Annotated in this window: 17 protein-coding genes; 13 read left to right on the forward strand and 4 right to left on the reverse strand. The window is 70.5% G+C overall.

Going from position 1 to position 15,974, the window contains the following annotated elements:
- Positions 1-5 precede the first annotated feature (5 nt).
- The 11 genes from WBK31_RS37985 (at position 6) to WBK31_RS38035 (ending at position 9,232) form a co-directional block, all read left to right on the forward strand.
- Positions 6-2,045 (forward strand): sigma-70 family RNA polymerase sigma factor, encoded by a 2,040-nt coding sequence (locus WBK31_RS37985; protein ID WP_406673965.1) that lies wholly within the window; start codon positions 6-8, stop codon positions 2,043-2,045.
- Complete coding sequence (locus WBK31_RS37990; RefSeq protein WP_364063613.1) at positions 2,042-2,257, forward strand: hypothetical protein; 216 nt, start codon at positions 2,042-2,044, stop codon at positions 2,255-2,257. The genes WBK31_RS37985 and WBK31_RS37990 overlap by 4 nt, the downstream gene beginning before the upstream one ends.
- Positions 2,258-2,307: 50 nt before the next feature.
- On the forward strand, positions 2,308-3,072 hold the full coding sequence (locus WBK31_RS37995) for an SDR family NAD(P)-dependent oxidoreductase (protein ID WP_406673966.1): 765 nt from the start codon (positions 2,308-2,310) through the stop codon (positions 3,070-3,072).
- 32 nt (positions 3,073-3,104) lie between these two features.
- Positions 3,105-3,581: a peroxiredoxin family protein gene (locus tag WBK31_RS38000; protein WP_364063607.1), complete on the forward strand. Its 477-nt coding sequence runs from the start codon at positions 3,105-3,107 to the stop codon at positions 3,579-3,581.
- Between the two features lie 13 nt (positions 3,582-3,594).
- Positions 3,595-4,731 carry a molybdopterin-dependent oxidoreductase gene (locus WBK31_RS38005; protein ID WP_364063604.1) on the forward strand — a complete coding sequence of 379 codons (1,137 nt, stop codon included), beginning with the start codon at positions 3,595-3,597 and terminating at the stop codon, positions 4,729-4,731.
- Positions 4,728-5,120: a hypothetical protein gene (locus tag WBK31_RS38010; RefSeq protein ID WP_364063601.1), complete on the forward strand. Its 393-nt coding sequence runs from the start codon at positions 4,728-4,730 to the stop codon at positions 5,118-5,120. Before WBK31_RS38005 ends, WBK31_RS38010 begins: the two co-directional genes overlap by 4 nt.
- Before the next feature lie 84 nt (positions 5,121-5,204).
- Entirely contained in the window at positions 5,205-5,621 is a 417-nt protein-coding gene (locus WBK31_RS38015; RefSeq protein WP_406673967.1) for a hypothetical protein, read from the forward strand.
- Positions 5,622-5,729: 108 nt separating this feature from the next.
- Positions 5,730-6,650, forward strand: a complete 921-nt coding sequence (locus tag WBK31_RS38020) for an ABC transporter ATP-binding protein (protein WP_364063595.1) — start codon at positions 5,730-5,732, stop codon at positions 6,648-6,650.
- Complete coding sequence (locus WBK31_RS38025) at positions 6,647-7,351, forward strand: ABC transporter permease (protein WP_364063592.1); 705 nt, start codon at positions 6,647-6,649, stop codon at positions 7,349-7,351. The genes WBK31_RS38020 and WBK31_RS38025 overlap by 4 nt, the downstream gene beginning before the upstream one ends.
- 7 nt (positions 7,352-7,358) lie before the next feature.
- A complete protein-coding gene (locus tag WBK31_RS38030) occupies positions 7,359-8,591 on the forward strand; it encodes a sensor histidine kinase (protein WP_364063589.1) in 1,233 nt (410 codons plus the stop codon).
- On the forward strand, positions 8,588-9,232 hold the full coding sequence (locus WBK31_RS38035; protein WP_378785632.1) for a response regulator: 645 nt from the start codon (positions 8,588-8,590) through the stop codon (positions 9,230-9,232). The genes WBK31_RS38030 and WBK31_RS38035 overlap by 4 nt, the downstream gene beginning before the upstream one ends.
- Positions 9,233-9,239: 7 nt before the next feature.
- On the opposite strand, the gene WBK31_RS38040 is transcribed toward WBK31_RS38035, so the two are convergent.
- The 3 genes from WBK31_RS38040 to WBK31_RS38050 are packed head-to-tail and all read right to left on the reverse strand — an operon-like array spanning position 9,240 to position 12,267.
- Entirely contained in the window at positions 9,240-10,055 is an 816-nt protein-coding gene (locus WBK31_RS38040; protein WP_364063587.1) for a carbohydrate ABC transporter permease, read from the reverse strand.
- The gene (locus tag WBK31_RS38045; RefSeq protein ID WP_364063585.1) at positions 10,052-10,996 is read right to left on the reverse strand and encodes a sugar ABC transporter permease; all 945 of its coding nucleotides are present in this window, start codon (positions 10,994-10,996) and stop codon (positions 10,052-10,054) included. Before WBK31_RS38045 ends, WBK31_RS38040 begins: the two co-directional genes overlap by 4 nt.
- 32 nt (positions 10,997-11,028) lie before the next feature.
- On the reverse strand, positions 11,029-12,267 hold the full coding sequence (locus WBK31_RS38050; RefSeq protein ID WP_364063583.1) for a sugar ABC transporter substrate-binding protein: 1,239 nt from the start codon (positions 12,265-12,267) through the stop codon (positions 11,029-11,031).
- A 180-nt stretch (positions 12,268-12,447) separates the two neighbouring features.
- Here WBK31_RS38050 and WBK31_RS38055 point away from each other — a divergent pair, with 180 nt between their 5' ends.
- Both WBK31_RS38055 and WBK31_RS38060 read left to right on the forward strand, forming a co-directional pair.
- Positions 12,448-13,209 (forward strand): FCD domain-containing protein, encoded by a 762-nt coding sequence (locus tag WBK31_RS38055; protein ID WP_364063580.1) that lies wholly within the window; start codon positions 12,448-12,450, stop codon positions 13,207-13,209.
- 232 nt (positions 13,210-13,441) lie between these two features.
- The gene (locus WBK31_RS38060; protein ID WP_364064735.1) at positions 13,442-14,719 is read left to right on the forward strand and encodes an MFS transporter; all 1,278 of its coding nucleotides are present in this window, start codon (positions 13,442-13,444) and stop codon (positions 14,717-14,719) included.
- Here the strand turns inward: WBK31_RS38060 and WBK31_RS38065 are convergent.
- Positions 14,709-15,914 (reverse strand): cytochrome P450, encoded by a 1,206-nt coding sequence (locus tag WBK31_RS38065; RefSeq protein WP_406673968.1) that lies wholly within the window; start codon positions 15,912-15,914, stop codon positions 14,709-14,711. The two genes, WBK31_RS38060 and WBK31_RS38065, sit on opposite strands and share 11 nt — an antisense overlap.
- Positions 15,915-15,974: the final 60 nt, after the last annotated feature.

Raw genomic sequence — 15,974 nt, forward strand, 5'->3', positions numbered from 1 at the left:
GACCGTTGTCGCGTATCCCCCAAGGCGGAGCCTGGCTGCTCGCCTACTTCCTCCTCAGCAGCGTCGCCGAGGCGCTGCAAGCGGTCGCCATCCTCTGGGCGTCGTACGAGCTGACCCACAACGCCACCGTCACCGGCGTGGTCAACGCCGCCGCGTACGTGCCGGGCATCGTGCTCGGGCTCGTGCTGCGCAAGCGGGTGGACGGCGGGCACGCCTCGCGGCAGCTCGCCCTCACCAACTGGGCGCTGGCCGGCGGCTCGGCCGCCCTCGCCCTGGTGTACGCCGCCGGGTCGTCTCATGACGTGGTGCTGGGCGCGTTCATCGTCGCCCAGTGCGTGCTGAGCGTGGTCAAGGCGCTGAACAAGGCGTACGTCGGCCGCGTGATCAGGCAGCGGTTCCCGTCGCCCGCGGGCATCAGGCTGCGCGAGCAGGTGACCTCGCTCGGGCTGGTCGGCGGGCTGGTCGGCGGTGGCGCGGCGGGCCTGGTGCTGGAGACAGGTGCCGCCGGGTGGTGTTTCGGCGGTGCGGCCCTGCTGTACGTGCTGAGCCTGGCCTCGGCCTGGCGGGTCGGTTCCCGGCCGGACGCCGATACCCGCCCGGCCGCCGCGAACGGCCCCGGCGACGAGGGCTCGTCCGGCGAGGAAAACCCCGCCGGCGAGCGATCCGCCGCCGAGGCCCCCGCCGGGGCCGAGGTGGAGGCCGATCCCGTGCCGGAGCCGGAGCAGCCGCGCGGATCCGGTCCCGCGACGGGGCCGGGGCGCGGGTCCGGCTCCGCGCCGGACGCGGGCGCGGCGGGGCGGCTGCGGCTGATCCTGCTGTACTCGGTGCCGAGCAGCGGCTCGCTGCCGTTCATCTCGACGCTCACCGTCCCGCTGGCGCAGGCCGTCGCGCCCGGTTCGAGCACCCTGTACTCGATCCTCACCGTGGCGAGCACCTGCGGCGGCTTCCTGGCCGGGGCCGCGCTGTCCAGCGGCCGCATGTCCTCGCGCACGTTCCTGAACGCCGCGCTCGTCGCGGGCGGCGTGCTGTCGGCGGCGGTGGCCGCGACGCTGTGGCCGCCCGCCGTCGTGCTGGTCATGCTGGTGCTGAACATGGTGATGACCGGCCACGTCATGGCGATGCAGGTGCTGACCAACCAGGCGCCGCCCGAGGATCAGGTGGGCAGGTTCGCGGTGGTGCGCAACGCGGTCGCGGGCACGGCCAAGGCGGGCTTCTCGCTGCTCGCGGGCTGGCTGGTCGAGGCGGCGGGACTCACCGTGGCCTGGCTCTTCCTGGCGGTGGTGCTCGGCGTGTTCGGCGCGGCCTGGTGGACCGTGCGGCAGCGTACGGCGATCCTCCGCCTGGTCACCGTCACCTCGCCGGCCCAACCAGCGGGCTCGGTAGCATGCCCGCATGGGGGAGGCATCTCGCCGGGGCGCGTCACGCTGGACGACGAGTCGGCCGAGTGGGTGCGCGCGCTGCGCGGCTCCGCGCCGGAGCGTCAGCAGGCCGTCGACCGGCTGCACGCGCTGCTGCTGCGCATCGCCAGGAAAGAGGTGGCCAGGCGCGCTGCGCGGCTCGGCGTGACCGGGCCCGAGCTCGACGACCTCGCCCAGCAGGCCACCTCCGACGCGCTGCTCGCCATCACCCGCAAGATCGGCGATTTCCGGGGTGAGAGCCGGTTCACGACCTGGGCGTACAAGTTCGTCGTGCTGGAGGTGGCGGGGAAGGTCGCGCGGCACTTCTGGCGCGACCCCGGCGTGCCGATGGAGGGCGAGCGGTGGGAGCGGCTGCCCGACCGGTTCGGGCTCGACCCGGCCAGGGAGTCGGAGTGGCGCGACCTGCTCGCCGCGCTGCGCCAGGCCGTACAGGACACGCTGACCGAGCATCAGCGCCGCGTCTTCGTCGCGCTGGTGCTCACCGGCGTGCCGCTGGACGTCCTGGCCGCCGAGCTGTGCACCAACCGCAACGCCATCTACAAGACGATGTTCGACGCCAGGCGTAAGCTCAGGGCCGCGCTCGCCGCTAAGGGTTACGTGGACGACACGATGGTGAGGCGCCCATGAACGACTGGGCCGAGCTCGACCGCTTCCTGCGGACCGACCCGCGCGACGTGGGCTGCGAGGAGGCGATGGCCATGCTGCACGTGTACGTGGAGCTGGCGGCCGAGGACCCCGCCGAGGCGGAGCGGCGTCATCCGGGCATCGCCGCGCACCTGCGCGCCTGCGGCCCGTGCGACGACGACTTCGAGGGCCTGCTCGCCGCCATCACCGAGTGACCTGCGTCACATCGCGGTAAGGGTTCGCCCCTGGTCGTCGCGAACGGGGCATGACCGATTCGTTCACAGGCAGGGCCGCCCTGGTCACCGGAGCAAGCCGGGGGATCGGCCGGGCCATCGCCGCCGGTCTGGCCGCGGGCGGCGCGAGGGTCGCGCTGCTCGCGCGGTCGGAGGACGAGCTGGCCGGTACGGCCGGCATCATCAAGGCGGCGGGCGGCACCGCGTACGTGGTGCCCGCCGACCTGGGCGACGAGGGCGAGCTGTCCCGCGCGATCGAGCGGGTGCGCGGCGAGCTGGGCCCGGTCGACATCCTCGTCAACAACGCGGGCGTGGTGTGGCCGCTGCGGCCCACGCCCACCCTGGACGTCGCCGACTACGCGGCGGCCACGCGCATCAACCTGCTCGCGCCGGTGACGCTCGCGGTGGCGTTCACACCCGGCATGGTCGAGCGGGGCTGGGGCCGCGTCGTCAACGTCTCGACCGGCGCCGTCACCCGCCCGGCCAGCATGATCGGCGGCAACGCGTACGTCACCACCAAGGCCGCGCTCGAGATGCACACCATCAACCTCGCGCTCGAGCTGGACGGCACCGGCGTCACCGTCAACGTCTACCGCCCCGGGGTGGTCGACACGGCCATGCCCGCCTACATCCGTGCCCAGGACCCCGCGAGGATCGGGGCCGCGCTGCACGAGCGGTTCGTCCGCACGCACGCCGAAGGGCGCCTGATCACGCCGGAGCAGTCGGCGAAGAAGCTGCTCGACCACCTGGCGAACGACGACGGCACCGCCCAGGTCTGGGACGCCGACGCCGCCTGACCAGCCATCACCCCGAGAGAGGAAACGACGAGATGAGCCTGCTCGACACCGGAGACACCTTCCCCGGCCTCACCCTGACCCTGCCCGGCGGGCAGACCCTCGACCTGCCGGGCGCGCTCGCCGGCCACTACGGCGTGGTGCTCTTCTACCGGGGCGCGTGGTGCCCGTACTGCAACGCCCAGCTCCGCGCGTTCCAGCGCTCGCTGGACAAGCTGGCCGACCTGGACGTCAAGGTGGTGGCGGCCTCCGTGGACGACGAGGCCACCACCAAGGAGACGATCCACAAGCACGGCCTGGAGTTCCCGGTGGGGTACGGCGCGGACGCCCATGCGTTCGCCGCCGCCACGGGCGCGTTCGTCAACGAAGACCCGCTCTACCTCCAGTCGACCGGCTTCGTGCTGGACCCGAACGGCCGGGTCCTGATCAGCGTCTACTCCAGCGGCGCCATCGGCCGCCTCGTCCCCGAGGACGTCGCCGGCCTGGTCCGCTACATCCGCGAGCACGTGTAACCGGGGCGGGACGATGAGCAGCCGACTGAGACGAGCCGAGGACGTGGCGAAGTCGCTGGCCGGCCGGTTCACCAGCACACTGCACTCGGAGCAGGTGGCGGCCAAACTGGGCATGTGGCTGGGCGTCAGCTTCACCGTCGCGTTCGCGACCGGGCTGTTCAGCCACTTCGTCCAGCACCCGCCCGCCTGGCTGCTGTGGCCGTCGCGGCCGGTCAACCTCTACCGGGTGACGCAGGGACTGCACGTCATCGGCGGCATCGCCACGGTCCCGCTGCTGCTCGCCAAGCTGTGGACGGTCTATCCCAAGCTGTGGCAGTGGCCGCCGCTGCGCTCGGCCGGGCACGCGGCCGAGCGGCTGTCGGTGCTGCTGCTGGTCGCGGGGGCGCTGTTCCAGCTCGTCACGGGGCTGATGAACATCGCCTACACGTACCTGTGGCCGTTCGGGTTCGTGCAGGCGCACTACTGGACGGCGTTCATCGTGTACGGCGCGCTCGTCATCCACGTCGCCAACGAGTGGGCCAAGGTCAGGCGGCACGCCTGGACGCGGGTGGAGCAGCCGGACCGCCGCCGCTTCCTCGCCACGGTGGCCGCCGCGTGCGGCGTGGCGGCGCTGGTCACCGCGGGCGAGACCGTCACGCCGCTCAAGCGGCTCGCGGTGCTCGCGCCGCGCGATCCGGACGTGGGGCCGCAGGGCGTGCCGGTCAACAGGTCCGCCGCGGCGGCCGGGGTCACGCAAGTGCTCGGCGACCCGGCGTACCGGCTGGTCGTGACCGGCGCCGTACGTACGGAACTGTCGATCAGCTACGCCGAGCTGGCCCGCATGCCGCAGCACACGGTGCGGCTGCCGATCGCCTGCGTGGAGGGGTGGAGCGTGGAGTGCGAGTGGACGGGCGTGCGCCTGCGCGACCTGATCGCCGCGGCCGGCGGCGCGCCCGACGCGTTCCTGACCGTCGAGTCGCTGGAGCGCAACGGCTACTACCGCAGCAGCGAGGTGCGCCCGCCGCACTGGCAGGACCCGCTCACCCTGCTCGCGCTCAAGCTCAACGGCCGCACGCTCGACCCCGACCACGGCTATCCGGTACGCCTCATCGCCCCGAACCGGCCGGGCGTCATGCAGACCAAGTGGGTGGGGACGGTGCGGGTCGCATGAGATGGATCATGTACGCGGCCGGCGCCGCCCTGGTGCTGCTCGGCTTCGCCGGGCTCATCGCCGAGAGCAATCCGGTGGGCTGGGCCGTGTGGTTCGGCGGCGCGGCGGTGGCGCACGACGCGATCCTCGTGCCTCTGGTGCTGCTGGCCGGGCTGGCACTGCGCAGGACGGGCTGGGCGGTGCGGGCCGCCGCGATCGTGGCGGGCACGGTGACGCTCGCGACCCTGCCGACCGTGCTCGCCCTGGGCCGCCGCGGCGACAACCCGTCGATCCTGCCGCTGGCTTACGGCCGCAACCTGCTCCTCGTCCTCGCCGCCCTCGCTCTTGCCGCCCTCCTGCCCAGGCTGTGGGAGCTCTTGGCCCGGCTGCGCCGCCGCCCCCGGGAGTGATGGATCAACACGTTCTCAACACATCCTCAACACGCCCATGCCCAGACTTCTGATCGGGAAGTCACTTCGAGGGATGGGAGAGGCATGCGGTTGCTGAGCAAGGCTACGGTGGCGCTGGTGGCCGCCGGAGTCGCCCTGTCGGGAGTCCCGGCCGCCCACGCTGTGGCAGCCGGGCCTCCCAAGGACGAGCAGTGGTACGTCAGATGTGCGCGCGTCAGCACGACGACCGGGCCCAACCTGGACGACGGCTATGGGGTGATGAAGGGGTCGTTCAACCTGAAGAAGGACCCGGCCCAAGGCGCGTGCAACGTCACCCGGATGCGCGCGGGGCAGGTGCTCTACTTCCACTGCTGGAGGAAGAACTCCCACGGCAACCTCTGGGTCTACGGGCGGATCAAGGGCACCAGGACGCACGGGTGGATGTCGCTCGCCAACTTCCGCTCGGTGTACAAGACCGACCATCCCCGGTGCGACTGGAACAAGGACAAGGACCACACGTAAGCAGCCGCGCATCCACCGATCGGTTGATTCGCGGCTCAGCCGTATCGGCGCCGGTTCGTGGCCGGCCGGGCGATTCGGGCGAGGGGCCTCTCCCGCCACAGTAGGGGCATGGCGGTTATCGAGGTGGACGCGCTCGTCAAACGGTACGGCGGGCTGCCGGTGGTGAACGAGGTCTCGTTCTCCGTGGCGGAGGGTGAGATCTTCGGCATCCTCGGCCCCAACGGGGCGGGCAAGACGACGACGGTGGAGTGCATCGAGGGGCTGCGCAGGCCGGACGGCGGCTCGGTCAGGGTGCTCGGGCTGGACCCGGTCAAGGATCGGCGGGAGCTGAGCCACCAGGTCGGCGTGCAGCTCCAGCAGTCGCTGCTGCCGGAGAACATCAAGGTGGAGGAGGCGCTGCAGCTCTTCGCCTCCTTCTACCGATCCCCCAGGGACTGGCGGGGGCTCCTGGAGGATTGGGGGCTGGCCGACCGGCGCAAGGCCAGGTTCGGGGCGCTGTCGGGCGGGCAGAAGCAGCGCCTGTTCATCGCGCTGGCGCTGGTGGGCGATCCGAAGGTGGCCTTCCTCGACGAGCTGACGACGGGCCTGGACCCGGCCGCGCGCCGCGCCACCTGGGAGCTGATCAAGCGGGTACGCGCGGCGGGCGTCACGGTCGTCCTGGTGAGCCACTTCATGGACGAGGTGGAGGAGCTGTGCGACCGGGTCGCGGTGTTCGACCGGGGCAGGATCGTCGCGCTCGACACCCCGGCGAACCTGATCTCCGCCGTGGACGCCGATCAGCACCTGCGGTTCAAGCCGCTCGCGCCGTTCGACGACGCGCTGCTGACGGGGCTGCCCGGGGTGGTGTCGGTGACCCGCCAGGGCGAGCAGGTGATCGTGGCGGGGCGCGGGGAGTTCGCGGTCGCGGTGACGTCCGCGCTGGCGCGTGAGCGCGTGCCGGTGGCCGGGCTGCGCGTCGATCAGCACACGCTGGACGACGCGTTCGCCGCCCTGACGGGACGTCCGTTCGACGGCGGGGAGGACGCGTGACCGGCTTCGGAAGTCTCGCCCGCGTCGAGTCCAAGCTGCTGCTGCGCGACCCCGGCGCGATCTTCAGCATGGTGATTCCGCTGTTCATCCTGGCGGTCTTCGGCAGCGGCGCCGCTCCCGGGGACGTCGCGCTGCCCGCGATGTCGATGACGGTCGCGGTGGGCCTGGTGGGGCTCTACATGGTGCCGACCACGCTGGCCACGTACCGGGAGCGGGGCATCCTGCGCCGGCTGTCCACGACCCCGGTCAGCCCGGTCACGCTGCTGGGCGTGCAGCTGACGCTGCAGCTCGTCTTCGCGGTGCTCGCCTCGGCGCTGCTCGTGGGCGTCTCGGTCGCGGCCTTCTCGGCGGCCGTGCCGGCGCGAGCCGTGACCATGGCGGTCGCGTTCCTGCTCGGCACCTCGGCGGTCTTCGCGATCGGCCTGCTCATCGCCGCGACCGCGCCGAGCGGCCGGGCCGCGAACGGCATCGGCGTGCTGCTCTACTTCCCGCTCGCCTTCCTCGGCGGCCTGATGCAGCCCAAGGAGGCCATGCCTGAGGTGCTGGCCGCGATCGGGGAGTGGACCCCGCTGGGGTTGTTCCGCCAGGCCGTGTTCGACGCCTGGAGCGGGGCGGCGACACAACCCCTCATTCTTGCCATAATGGCGGCATATGCGCTGGTAGTTGGTGGGGTCGCAGCGCGAATCTTCCGCTGGGAGTGAGGTACGCGTGAGCGAGCAACCCGAGACCGCGCACACGCGCGTGACCCTCGGTCTCGCCGCCGTGCCTTACGTGCTGCTCGTCGTCTCCGCCGGGCTCGCGCTGCTCACCGAGGACCTCACGACGGTTCAGCGGAACGCGGTGATCGTGCTGAGCACGCTCGCGGCGGCCTGGACGGCGTGGCTGGTCACGCTGTGCCCCGCCCGCACGGCGAGCGCCAGGGGCGCCGCCGTCTACATCGCCGGCCTGGTCGCGCTCATCGCCGCGCTCGGCCTGCTCAGCCCATGGTTCGCCGGCTTCTACGCCTTCATCGGCTACTTGCATTCATGGCAGCTGCTGCGCGGACGCTGGCGGATCGCGGGCGTGGCGGCCACGGCGGCGGCCGCCGTCACCGGCTTCTTCGGCGGGCTGCCCGGGCCCGATCCGGCCGTCATCTCCTCGTACGTGCTGGTCATCGCCGCCATCGTGGTCATGGTCGTGCTGTTCAGCCTCTTCGGCGACATGATCAACGATCAGAGCGTACGCAGGCAGCAGATGGTCGAGCAGCTCGCCGCCACCAACGCCAGGCTCGAGGAGACCATGCGGGAGAACGCCGGGCTGCAGGCTCAGCTCCTCCTGCAGGCCCGCGAGGCCGGCGTCACCGACGAGCGGCAGCGCATGGCCAGGGAGATCCACGACACGCTGGCCCAGGGGCTGACCGGGATCATCACGCAGATCCAGGCCGCGGTGAAGGCCGAGGACGATCGCGACGCCTGGCGCCGTCACCTCGACAACGCCGCCCGCCTGGCCAGGGAGAGCCTGGCCGAGGCGCGCCGGTCCGTGCACGCCGTGGGCCCGGCCGAGCTGGAGTCCGCCCGGCTGCCCGAGGCGCTGGCCGACGTGGTGCGGCGGTGGGAGTCCGTGCACGGCGTCCCGGCCGCGTACACGACGACGGGGACGGCCAGGCCGCTGCACCCCGAGGTGGAGGTGACCTTGCTGCGGGTCTGCCAGGAGGCGCTCGCGAACGTGGCCAAGCACGCCCGTGCCTCCCGCGTCGGCGTCACCGTGTCGTACATGGACGACGTGGTCACACTGGATGTGCGCGACGACGGACGCGGGTTCGTGCCGGGCACCGGTGGCGGCTTCGGCATGACGTCCATGCGGCAGCGCGTCTCCGCGCTCGACGGCACGCTGGAGATCGAGTCCGAGCCAGGCACGGGCACCGCCGTCTCCGCCACCGTCCCCGCCAGGGAGCCCCGATGACCGCGTTGCACGAGGCGTCCATCCGGCTGATCGTCGTCGACGACCACCCCATCGTCCGCGACGGGCTGTGCGGCATGTTCGCGGGGGAGCCCGGCATCGAGGTGGTCGGGGTCGCGGGCGACGGCGCGCAGGCGGTCGCGCTCGCCGAGGAGCTGCGGCCCGACGTCATCCTCATGGACCTGCGGATGCCGGGCACCGACGGCGTCACCGCGATCAAGCGGCTGGCCGAGCGGGGGAGCACGGCCAGGGTGCTCGTGCTGACCACGTACGACACCGACCGGGACGTGCTGCCCGCCATCGAGGCGGGCGCCACCGGCTACCTGCTCAAGGACGCGATGCCCGACGAGCTGGTCCGCGCCGTCCGCGCCGCCGCCCGTGGCGAGTCGGTGCTCTCGCCGTCGGTGGCCACCCGCCTGCTCGGCCGGGTACGCGCGCCGTCCGACCCGCTCAGCGCCCGCGAGCTGGAGGTGCTCGGCCTGATCGCCCGGGGCTGCACCAACAGGGAGGCCGCCGCGCGCCTGTTCATCAGCGAGGCCACGGTCAAGAGCCACCTGCTGCACATCTACGCCAAGCTCGGCGTCAACGACCGCGCCGCCGCCGTCGCCGCCGCCTTCGAACGCGGACTCTTCGACCGCCCCTGACCGCGCCTCAGCCCTTGGTGGCGCCGGCGGTCAGGCCGGAGACCACGTACTTCTGGACGAAGAGCGCGATCACCATGATCGGCAGCGTGACCACGGTGGTCGCGGCCATCAGGCCGCCCCAGTCGATGCTGGCGTACCCGACGAAGTCGAAGATCGCCACGGGCAGGGTCTTGGTGTCCGCGTCGGACAGCACCAGCGCGAACATGAAGTTGTTCCACGAGAAGATGAACGACAGGATCCCCGCGGTGGCGACGCCCGGCACCGACAGCGGCAGCGTGATCCGCCGGAACGCGCCGACGTGCGTCAGCCCGTCCACCAGCGCCGCCTCCTCCAGCTCCGTGGGCAGGCTGTCGAAGTAGCCCATCATGATGTAGACCACGAGCGGCAGCGAGACGAACATGTGGCTGATGATCAGCACCCCGAAGCCGCCGACCATGCGCAGGTTGGAGAAGACGTAGAACCACGGCACGAGCAGCGACACGCCGGGGATGATCCGGGCCATCAGCACGACCAGCGCCGACTTCTTCATGTTGAACCGGCTCATCGAGTACGCGGCCGGCACGCCCAGGATGAGCGAGGCCACCGTGGCGGCGAACGCCACCCACAGGCTGTTGAGTATGAAGTCGATGTAGTTGGCCTGCTGGAGCACCTTGCCGTAGTTGTCCAGCGTGGGGGAGAAGGCCAGCGCCTTGGCGGGGTCGTAGATGTCGACGTTCGTCTTGAGCGACGCGGCGACCATCCACACCAGCGGCGCGATGAGCACGAGCACCACGACGGTGAGCGCCACCGCGCGGAAGATCCGGTACGCGGGCCGCAGCCTCATCGCCGTGCCTCCTTGCGCCGGGCGGTCAGGGCCCACATCGCCCCGATGATGATGAGGAAGAAGAGGATGAGGACGGTGGACGAGACGCCGTACTCGTTGTAGTCGAAGCTGAGCCCGTAGGCGTACACGTTGAGCGTCTCCACCTCGTGGAAGGAGCCGCCGCCGCGGCCCTTGGTGGCGTACAGGATGTCGAAGGTCTTGAGCGCGTCGATGCCGCGCAGCAGGACCGCGACGGTCAGGGTGGGCGTCAGCAGCGGCAGCGTGATGTGCCTGAACCGCTGCCAGGTGCCCGCGCCGTCGATGAGCGCGGCCTCCTGCGGCTCGTCGGACAGCGAGGTGAGCCCGGCGAGCAGGATGAGCACCACCATCGGCGTCCACTGCCACACGTCGATGAGGATTGTGGTGGGCAGCGCGGTGTGCTGGCCCGCCAGCCAGGGCTGTGGGGAGATGCCGAACCAGCCGAGTATCTGGTTGGCCAGGCCGATGTTCGGGTCGAAGATGAGCCGCCACATCATGCCGACCGCGACCGGGGTGGCGACGAGCGGCAGCAGGATGGCGACGCGGACCCACCGCTCGCCCTTGAACGGCCGCCACAGCAGCAGCGCGATCGCCATCCCGAGCACCACCTCGAACAGCAGCGCCGTGAGGGTGAAGGCGGCCGTTCTGCCGACGGCGGGCCAGAACCGCTCGGTGTCGGTGAGGACGTCGAGGTAGTTCCGCAGGCCGACGAAGTCGCTCTCCGCGCGGACGGAGCCCTCGGCGTCGGTGAGGCTGAGGTAGATCGTCCAGGCCAGCGGGAAGACGAGCAGCACGGCGACGAACGTCATCGCCGGCGCGGCGAAGAGCCATTTGCGGTGATCGTCCACCCAGCGCGCCCACCCGGGGGTGACGGGGGTCTCGGTGGACGCGCTGCGCGGTGGCTCGGTGGTGGTCGTTGCCACGGGATCTCCAGTGAAGAGGCGAGGTAGAGCGGCTACCTGGCCTCGTCGTCCAGGAACTTCTGGAACGCGGCGTTGGCGGTGTCGGCGGCCGCCGCCGCGTCCTTGCCGGTGATCGCGTCGACGATGGGCTGCCCGACGATCTCGCGGGACTCGGCGACCTTCACCACCAGCGGCCGGTCATGACCGACGCCGCCCTTGGTGCTGGCCGCGATGGCCTCCGCCAGATCCTTCGGGAAGGTCGAGGTGCCCTCGGGGTCCTCCCACACGGACGTACGGGCGCCCGGGACGCCGGCCTTCTGCTGGGCGAGCGTCTGTTCCTTGCTGGTGGCCCACTCGATGAACTTCCACGCGTTGTCCGCGTTCTCGGAGGCCGCGTTGATGCCCAGCGCCCACGACGGGATGTTGTACGGCTTCGACCCGGCCGGCCCCTCAGGGAACGGCGCGAAGCCCACCTTGTCGGATACCTTCGACTTCGCGGGGTCGGTGGCGTTCTGGTAGAGCGAGTTGGCCTCGGTGTAGAAGGCGGCCTTGCCCTGGGTGAAGATGGCCATCGCCTCGGGCCAGCTCATGTCGGTGCTGACGTTGGCCGGGCCGGCGTCCTTGATGAGGCCGCCGTAGTAGGCGTACGCCTGCTTGGCCGCGTCGGTGGCGACCGCGGCCTTGCCGCTCGCGTCCATGAAGTCGCCGCCGAAGCTGTAGAGGAAGCTGGAGAACTGCGTGACGGCAGCGGACTTGCCGGTGCGCGCGACGAACCCGGCGACGTCCGGCTCGCTCTGCTTGATCTTGAGCGCGGCCTCCTTCAGCTCGTCGAGGGTCTTCGGCGGCGCGTCCAGCCCGGCCTTCTCCAGCAGGTCCTTGCGGTAGTAGAGGACCTCCTGCTCGGTGATGATGGGCACGCCGACCGGCTTGCCCTCGTACGTGGTGGCCTCGACGGGCCCGGCCTGGAAGTCGGAGTAGTTCCAGTTCGCGGCGGCCTTGACCCGGTCGGTCAGGTCGGCCAGGTACTTGTTCTTGGCGAAGAGCTTCCCCTCCTGGAGGGGGCGGTACATCATCACGTCGATGTCGGCGGAGCCGGCGTTCAGCTTGACGTTGTACTGGTCGGAGAGCTGGTCCTCGCCGAGCTGGGTCACCTCGACCTTGAGCCCGCTCTGCTTCTCGAACTCGGGCAGCGCCTTCTTGATGTTGTCGGTCCACACGTGGTTGGCCAGCGTGACCCGCAGCGTGGTGGACGAGCCTTCGCCGTCGTCGCCGCCGCAGGCGGACAGGGTCAAGGACGCCACCACGGCCAGAGATGCACCGATGATCGACCGATGTCGCACGTGATCTCGCCTTTCTGTCATGGTCGCTGCCCCCAACGCGCCATGTTTCCGTTACATCGGGTTAATGCGGGGATGCTAGGACAAAAAAGCAGACTTATTCAAGAGTCGTCTCTCGATAGATATGCTTTATATGTGACTCAGTCCTCCCCCATGGGCGCACCAACCCCATCCGCCCCTGCCGAGGCTGGGCTGCACGCTCGCGTCCTCGACCGGCTCGGCACCGTCATCTGCAACGGCGACATCCCCGCCGGCTCGGTCATCAGCATCGACGACCTGATCGACCGCTATCAGGTGTCCCGCTCGGTGATCCGCGAGGTGCTGCGCGTGCTGGCGTCCATGGGGTTGATCGAGACCCGGCGCCGCGTCGGCATCATGATCCAGCCCCCCAGCGCCTGGAACGTCTTCGACCCGCAGGTGATCCGCTGGCGGCTCGCCTCCGACGGGCGCATGGCGCAGATGCGCTCGATCACGGAGCTGCGCACCGCCGTCGAGCCGCACGCCGCCTTGCTGGCCGCCGCCCACATCAGCGACGACGACGCGAGCGAGCTGGTGGGCCTCGCGGCCAAGATGTGGGCCGCCGGCAAGGCCGGCGACGAGCAGCGCTTCCTCGACCTCGACATCGAGTTCCACCGGCGGGTGCTGGCCGCGTCCGGCAACGAGATGTTCGAAAAGCTCCACGTGATCGTCGCCGAGGTGCTCGCGGGACGCCACCACTACCACCTGATGCCGCACTATCCGGACGAGCAGGCGCTGCACCTGCACACCGACGTGGCCCAGGCGATCCAGCGCCGCGACGGCGAGCGCGCCAGGCGGGCCATGGTGGGGATCATGGAGCAGGGGTTCGCCGAGATGAAGTCGATGTGGGAGCGAAACGCCGAGCCCGGCGGCGCGTGAAAGACCCTTAAACGGCTGACAGACCCTTGCGCGGCCCTTCTTGATCCACTTAGCATGACCGAAAGTCCCCCTTACCGTGAATCCTGAGGGAAAGTCAGGTCGCATATGACAACTCTCGGCATCTGACGGGCACTCGCTGAGCTTTCTGAAAACGGCCTGACCCCGGGCCTCCGAAGATTGGATCGCAGGTGCACGCTGTAGTGGCCGATGTCATTTCCGTGGACCGGTGCAGATGATGTCCGCGGCTCCAGAAGAGCAGACGAAAGGGTGGGGCAGGCGCCTGCTCGAATCCGTCGAGATGCAAACCGGGCCGCGCCGGGTCCTCGCCGTCTCGACATTGGTCAACACCGCGGGAAACGGGCTCTTCATCACCGCGGGTGCGCTGTATTTCACCCGGGTCGCCGGCCTGTCCGCCGTGGAGGTCGGTGCGGGACTGACCATCGCCGGCTTCGTCGCGCTCACCGCCGGCATCCCGGTGGGGCGGATGGCCGACCGGTGGGGCCCGCGCCGCCTGTGGGCCTGGTTCCTGGTGGTCGAAGCCCTGGCCATGGCCGCTTTCCTGCTGGTCGACTCGCTCCCGCTCTTCGTGCTCGTCGCGTGCGTGAGCCAGTTCGCCGCGGCGGCCAGCCAGACCGCGCGCATGCCGGTCTTCCGCCGCATCGGCGGCGCCGGCGCCACCCGGCTGCGCGCGGTCCTGCGCTCGCTCGTCAACATCGGATCGAGCGTCGGCGCGCTCGCGGCCGGCGTCGTCATCACCGTCGACACCCAGGCGGCCTATACCGTGCTCATTCTCGCGAACGCGGCGACGTTCGCGGTGAATGTGCTGCTGGTGATGATGCTGCCGAAACTCGAACCGCTGCGCACGAAATCCACGGCGAAAACCGGCGTGGCGCTGCGGGACCGGCCATTTCTGGCGGTCACCGTACTGTGCGGCGTCCTTTCTCTGCAGGGGCCGGTGCTGACATTCGCGATACCGCTGTGGATCGTGCAGCACACCGAGGCTCCGCGCACGCTCGTCGCCATTCTCGTCACCATCAACACCGTCATGGTCGCGCTGCTGCAATTGCCCGCGACAAAAGGCATCGACGGCGTGCTTCTCGCCGGGCGCGCGGCCCGGGTCGCGAGCTTCGGGCTGCTGGCCGCATTCGTGCTCTACGGCCTGACGTCCGGGCTCGGCGCCGTGGCCGCGACGGTGATCCTCGTGGCCGGCACGATCGTGATGACGCTGGCCGAGCTGCGCTACGCCGCCGCCGAGTTCGAGCTGAGCTTCGGGCTCGCGCCGGTCGAGCTTCAGGGTGAGTACAGCGGCGTGTTCGGGCTCGGGCAGGGCCTGGCGGGCGCGGCGGGGCCGTACCTGCTGGCGGTGCTCGTGCTCGGCGTCGGCGTCCCCGGCTGGATCGTGCTCGGCGCCCTGATGGTCGCCGCCGGCCTCCTGCTGCCCCCGGCCGTGGCCTGGGCCGAGCGCACCCGTACGCATGAGCCCGAGGCCGGACAGGAGGTCACCACGTGACCGGCAGGCGTTCCAGGCCGTAGATGACGCTGGCCTCCCTGGTCGGCACCTCCTCGCGGGGCACGGCGAGGCGCAGGCCGGGGAGGCGTTCGAACAGCGCGGGGAACGCCAAGCGCATCTCGCTGCGGGCGAGCTGCTGGCCGAGGCACTGGTGGATGCCGTGCCCGAAGGCGAGATGGCCCATCCGCCGCCCCGCGCGCGTGAACCGGGTGAGGTCGAGCCGCTCGGGGTCGTCGAAGCATTCGGGGTCGCGGTTGGCCGCCGACAGCGACATGCAGACCACCTGGCCCTTCTTGATGGTGACGCCCTCGATCTCCACGTCCTCCAGGGCCGCCCGCATCGGGCCGATGTGAATGATGGTGAGATAGCGCAGCAGCTCCTCGACCGCGCTGTCGATCAGCGACGGGTCCCGGCGCAGCGCCGCGACCTGCTCGGGATGCTCCAGCAGCGCGAAGGCGCCGAGCCCCAGCATGTTGGCGGTGGTCTCGAAACCCGCCCCGAACAACATGAAGCCGATGTTGGTGAGCTCCTCGTCGGTGAGGTCGCTGTTGTTGATCAGGTCGCTGTAGAAGTCGTCCGTCGGCCGTGCCCGCTTGCCCGCGATCAGCGGCGGGAACAGGCTCTGCATCGTGAGGAACGCCTCGACGAGGTCCTTCTGCTTGGTGTTGAGGTTCACGGCGACGCCCATCGCCCGCTGGAACTCGCCGCGCTCGCTCTCCGGGATGCCCAGCAGGTCGCAGATGACGGCCGACGGGATCGGGATGGCGAACTCCTCGACGAGATCGACGGGGCCGCCCGAGCGTTCCATGGCGTCCAATCGGTCGTTGATGACCGCGGTGATGCGCGGTTCGAGCTGCTTGATGCGCCGGACCGTGAACTGGGCGATGAGCAGCCGGCGGTAGCGCGTGTGCTCCGGCGGGTCCATGCGGATGAACATGCCGGGCTCGGACGGCTGCCGCTTCGTGGAGATGTCCCGCGCGACGGGCAGGTGCATGAGCTCGCGCCGGTTGCTGAACCGGTCGTCGGAGAGGATCTTCCTGACGATGCGGTGGCTGGAGGCGAGCCAGCCCTCGTGCCCGTCAGCGAACGTCATGGGGGTGAGGGGACGCTCCTCGCGGATCTTGCGGAAGACGTCCGGCGGGTCGAACGGTCCTGGCCTTTTGTCGGTGGGAAAGCGGAAAGCGGTCTCCGTCACGGTGACTTCCTCAAAGCTGTGAAGGCCGTCGCGGGTGACGGCCCTCAGGGGGAGAACGGG

Source organism: Nonomuraea sp. N2-4H (assembly GCF_045291505.1).
GTDB lineage: Bacteria > Actinomycetota > Actinomycetes > Streptosporangiales > Streptosporangiaceae > Nonomuraea > Nonomuraea fastidiosa.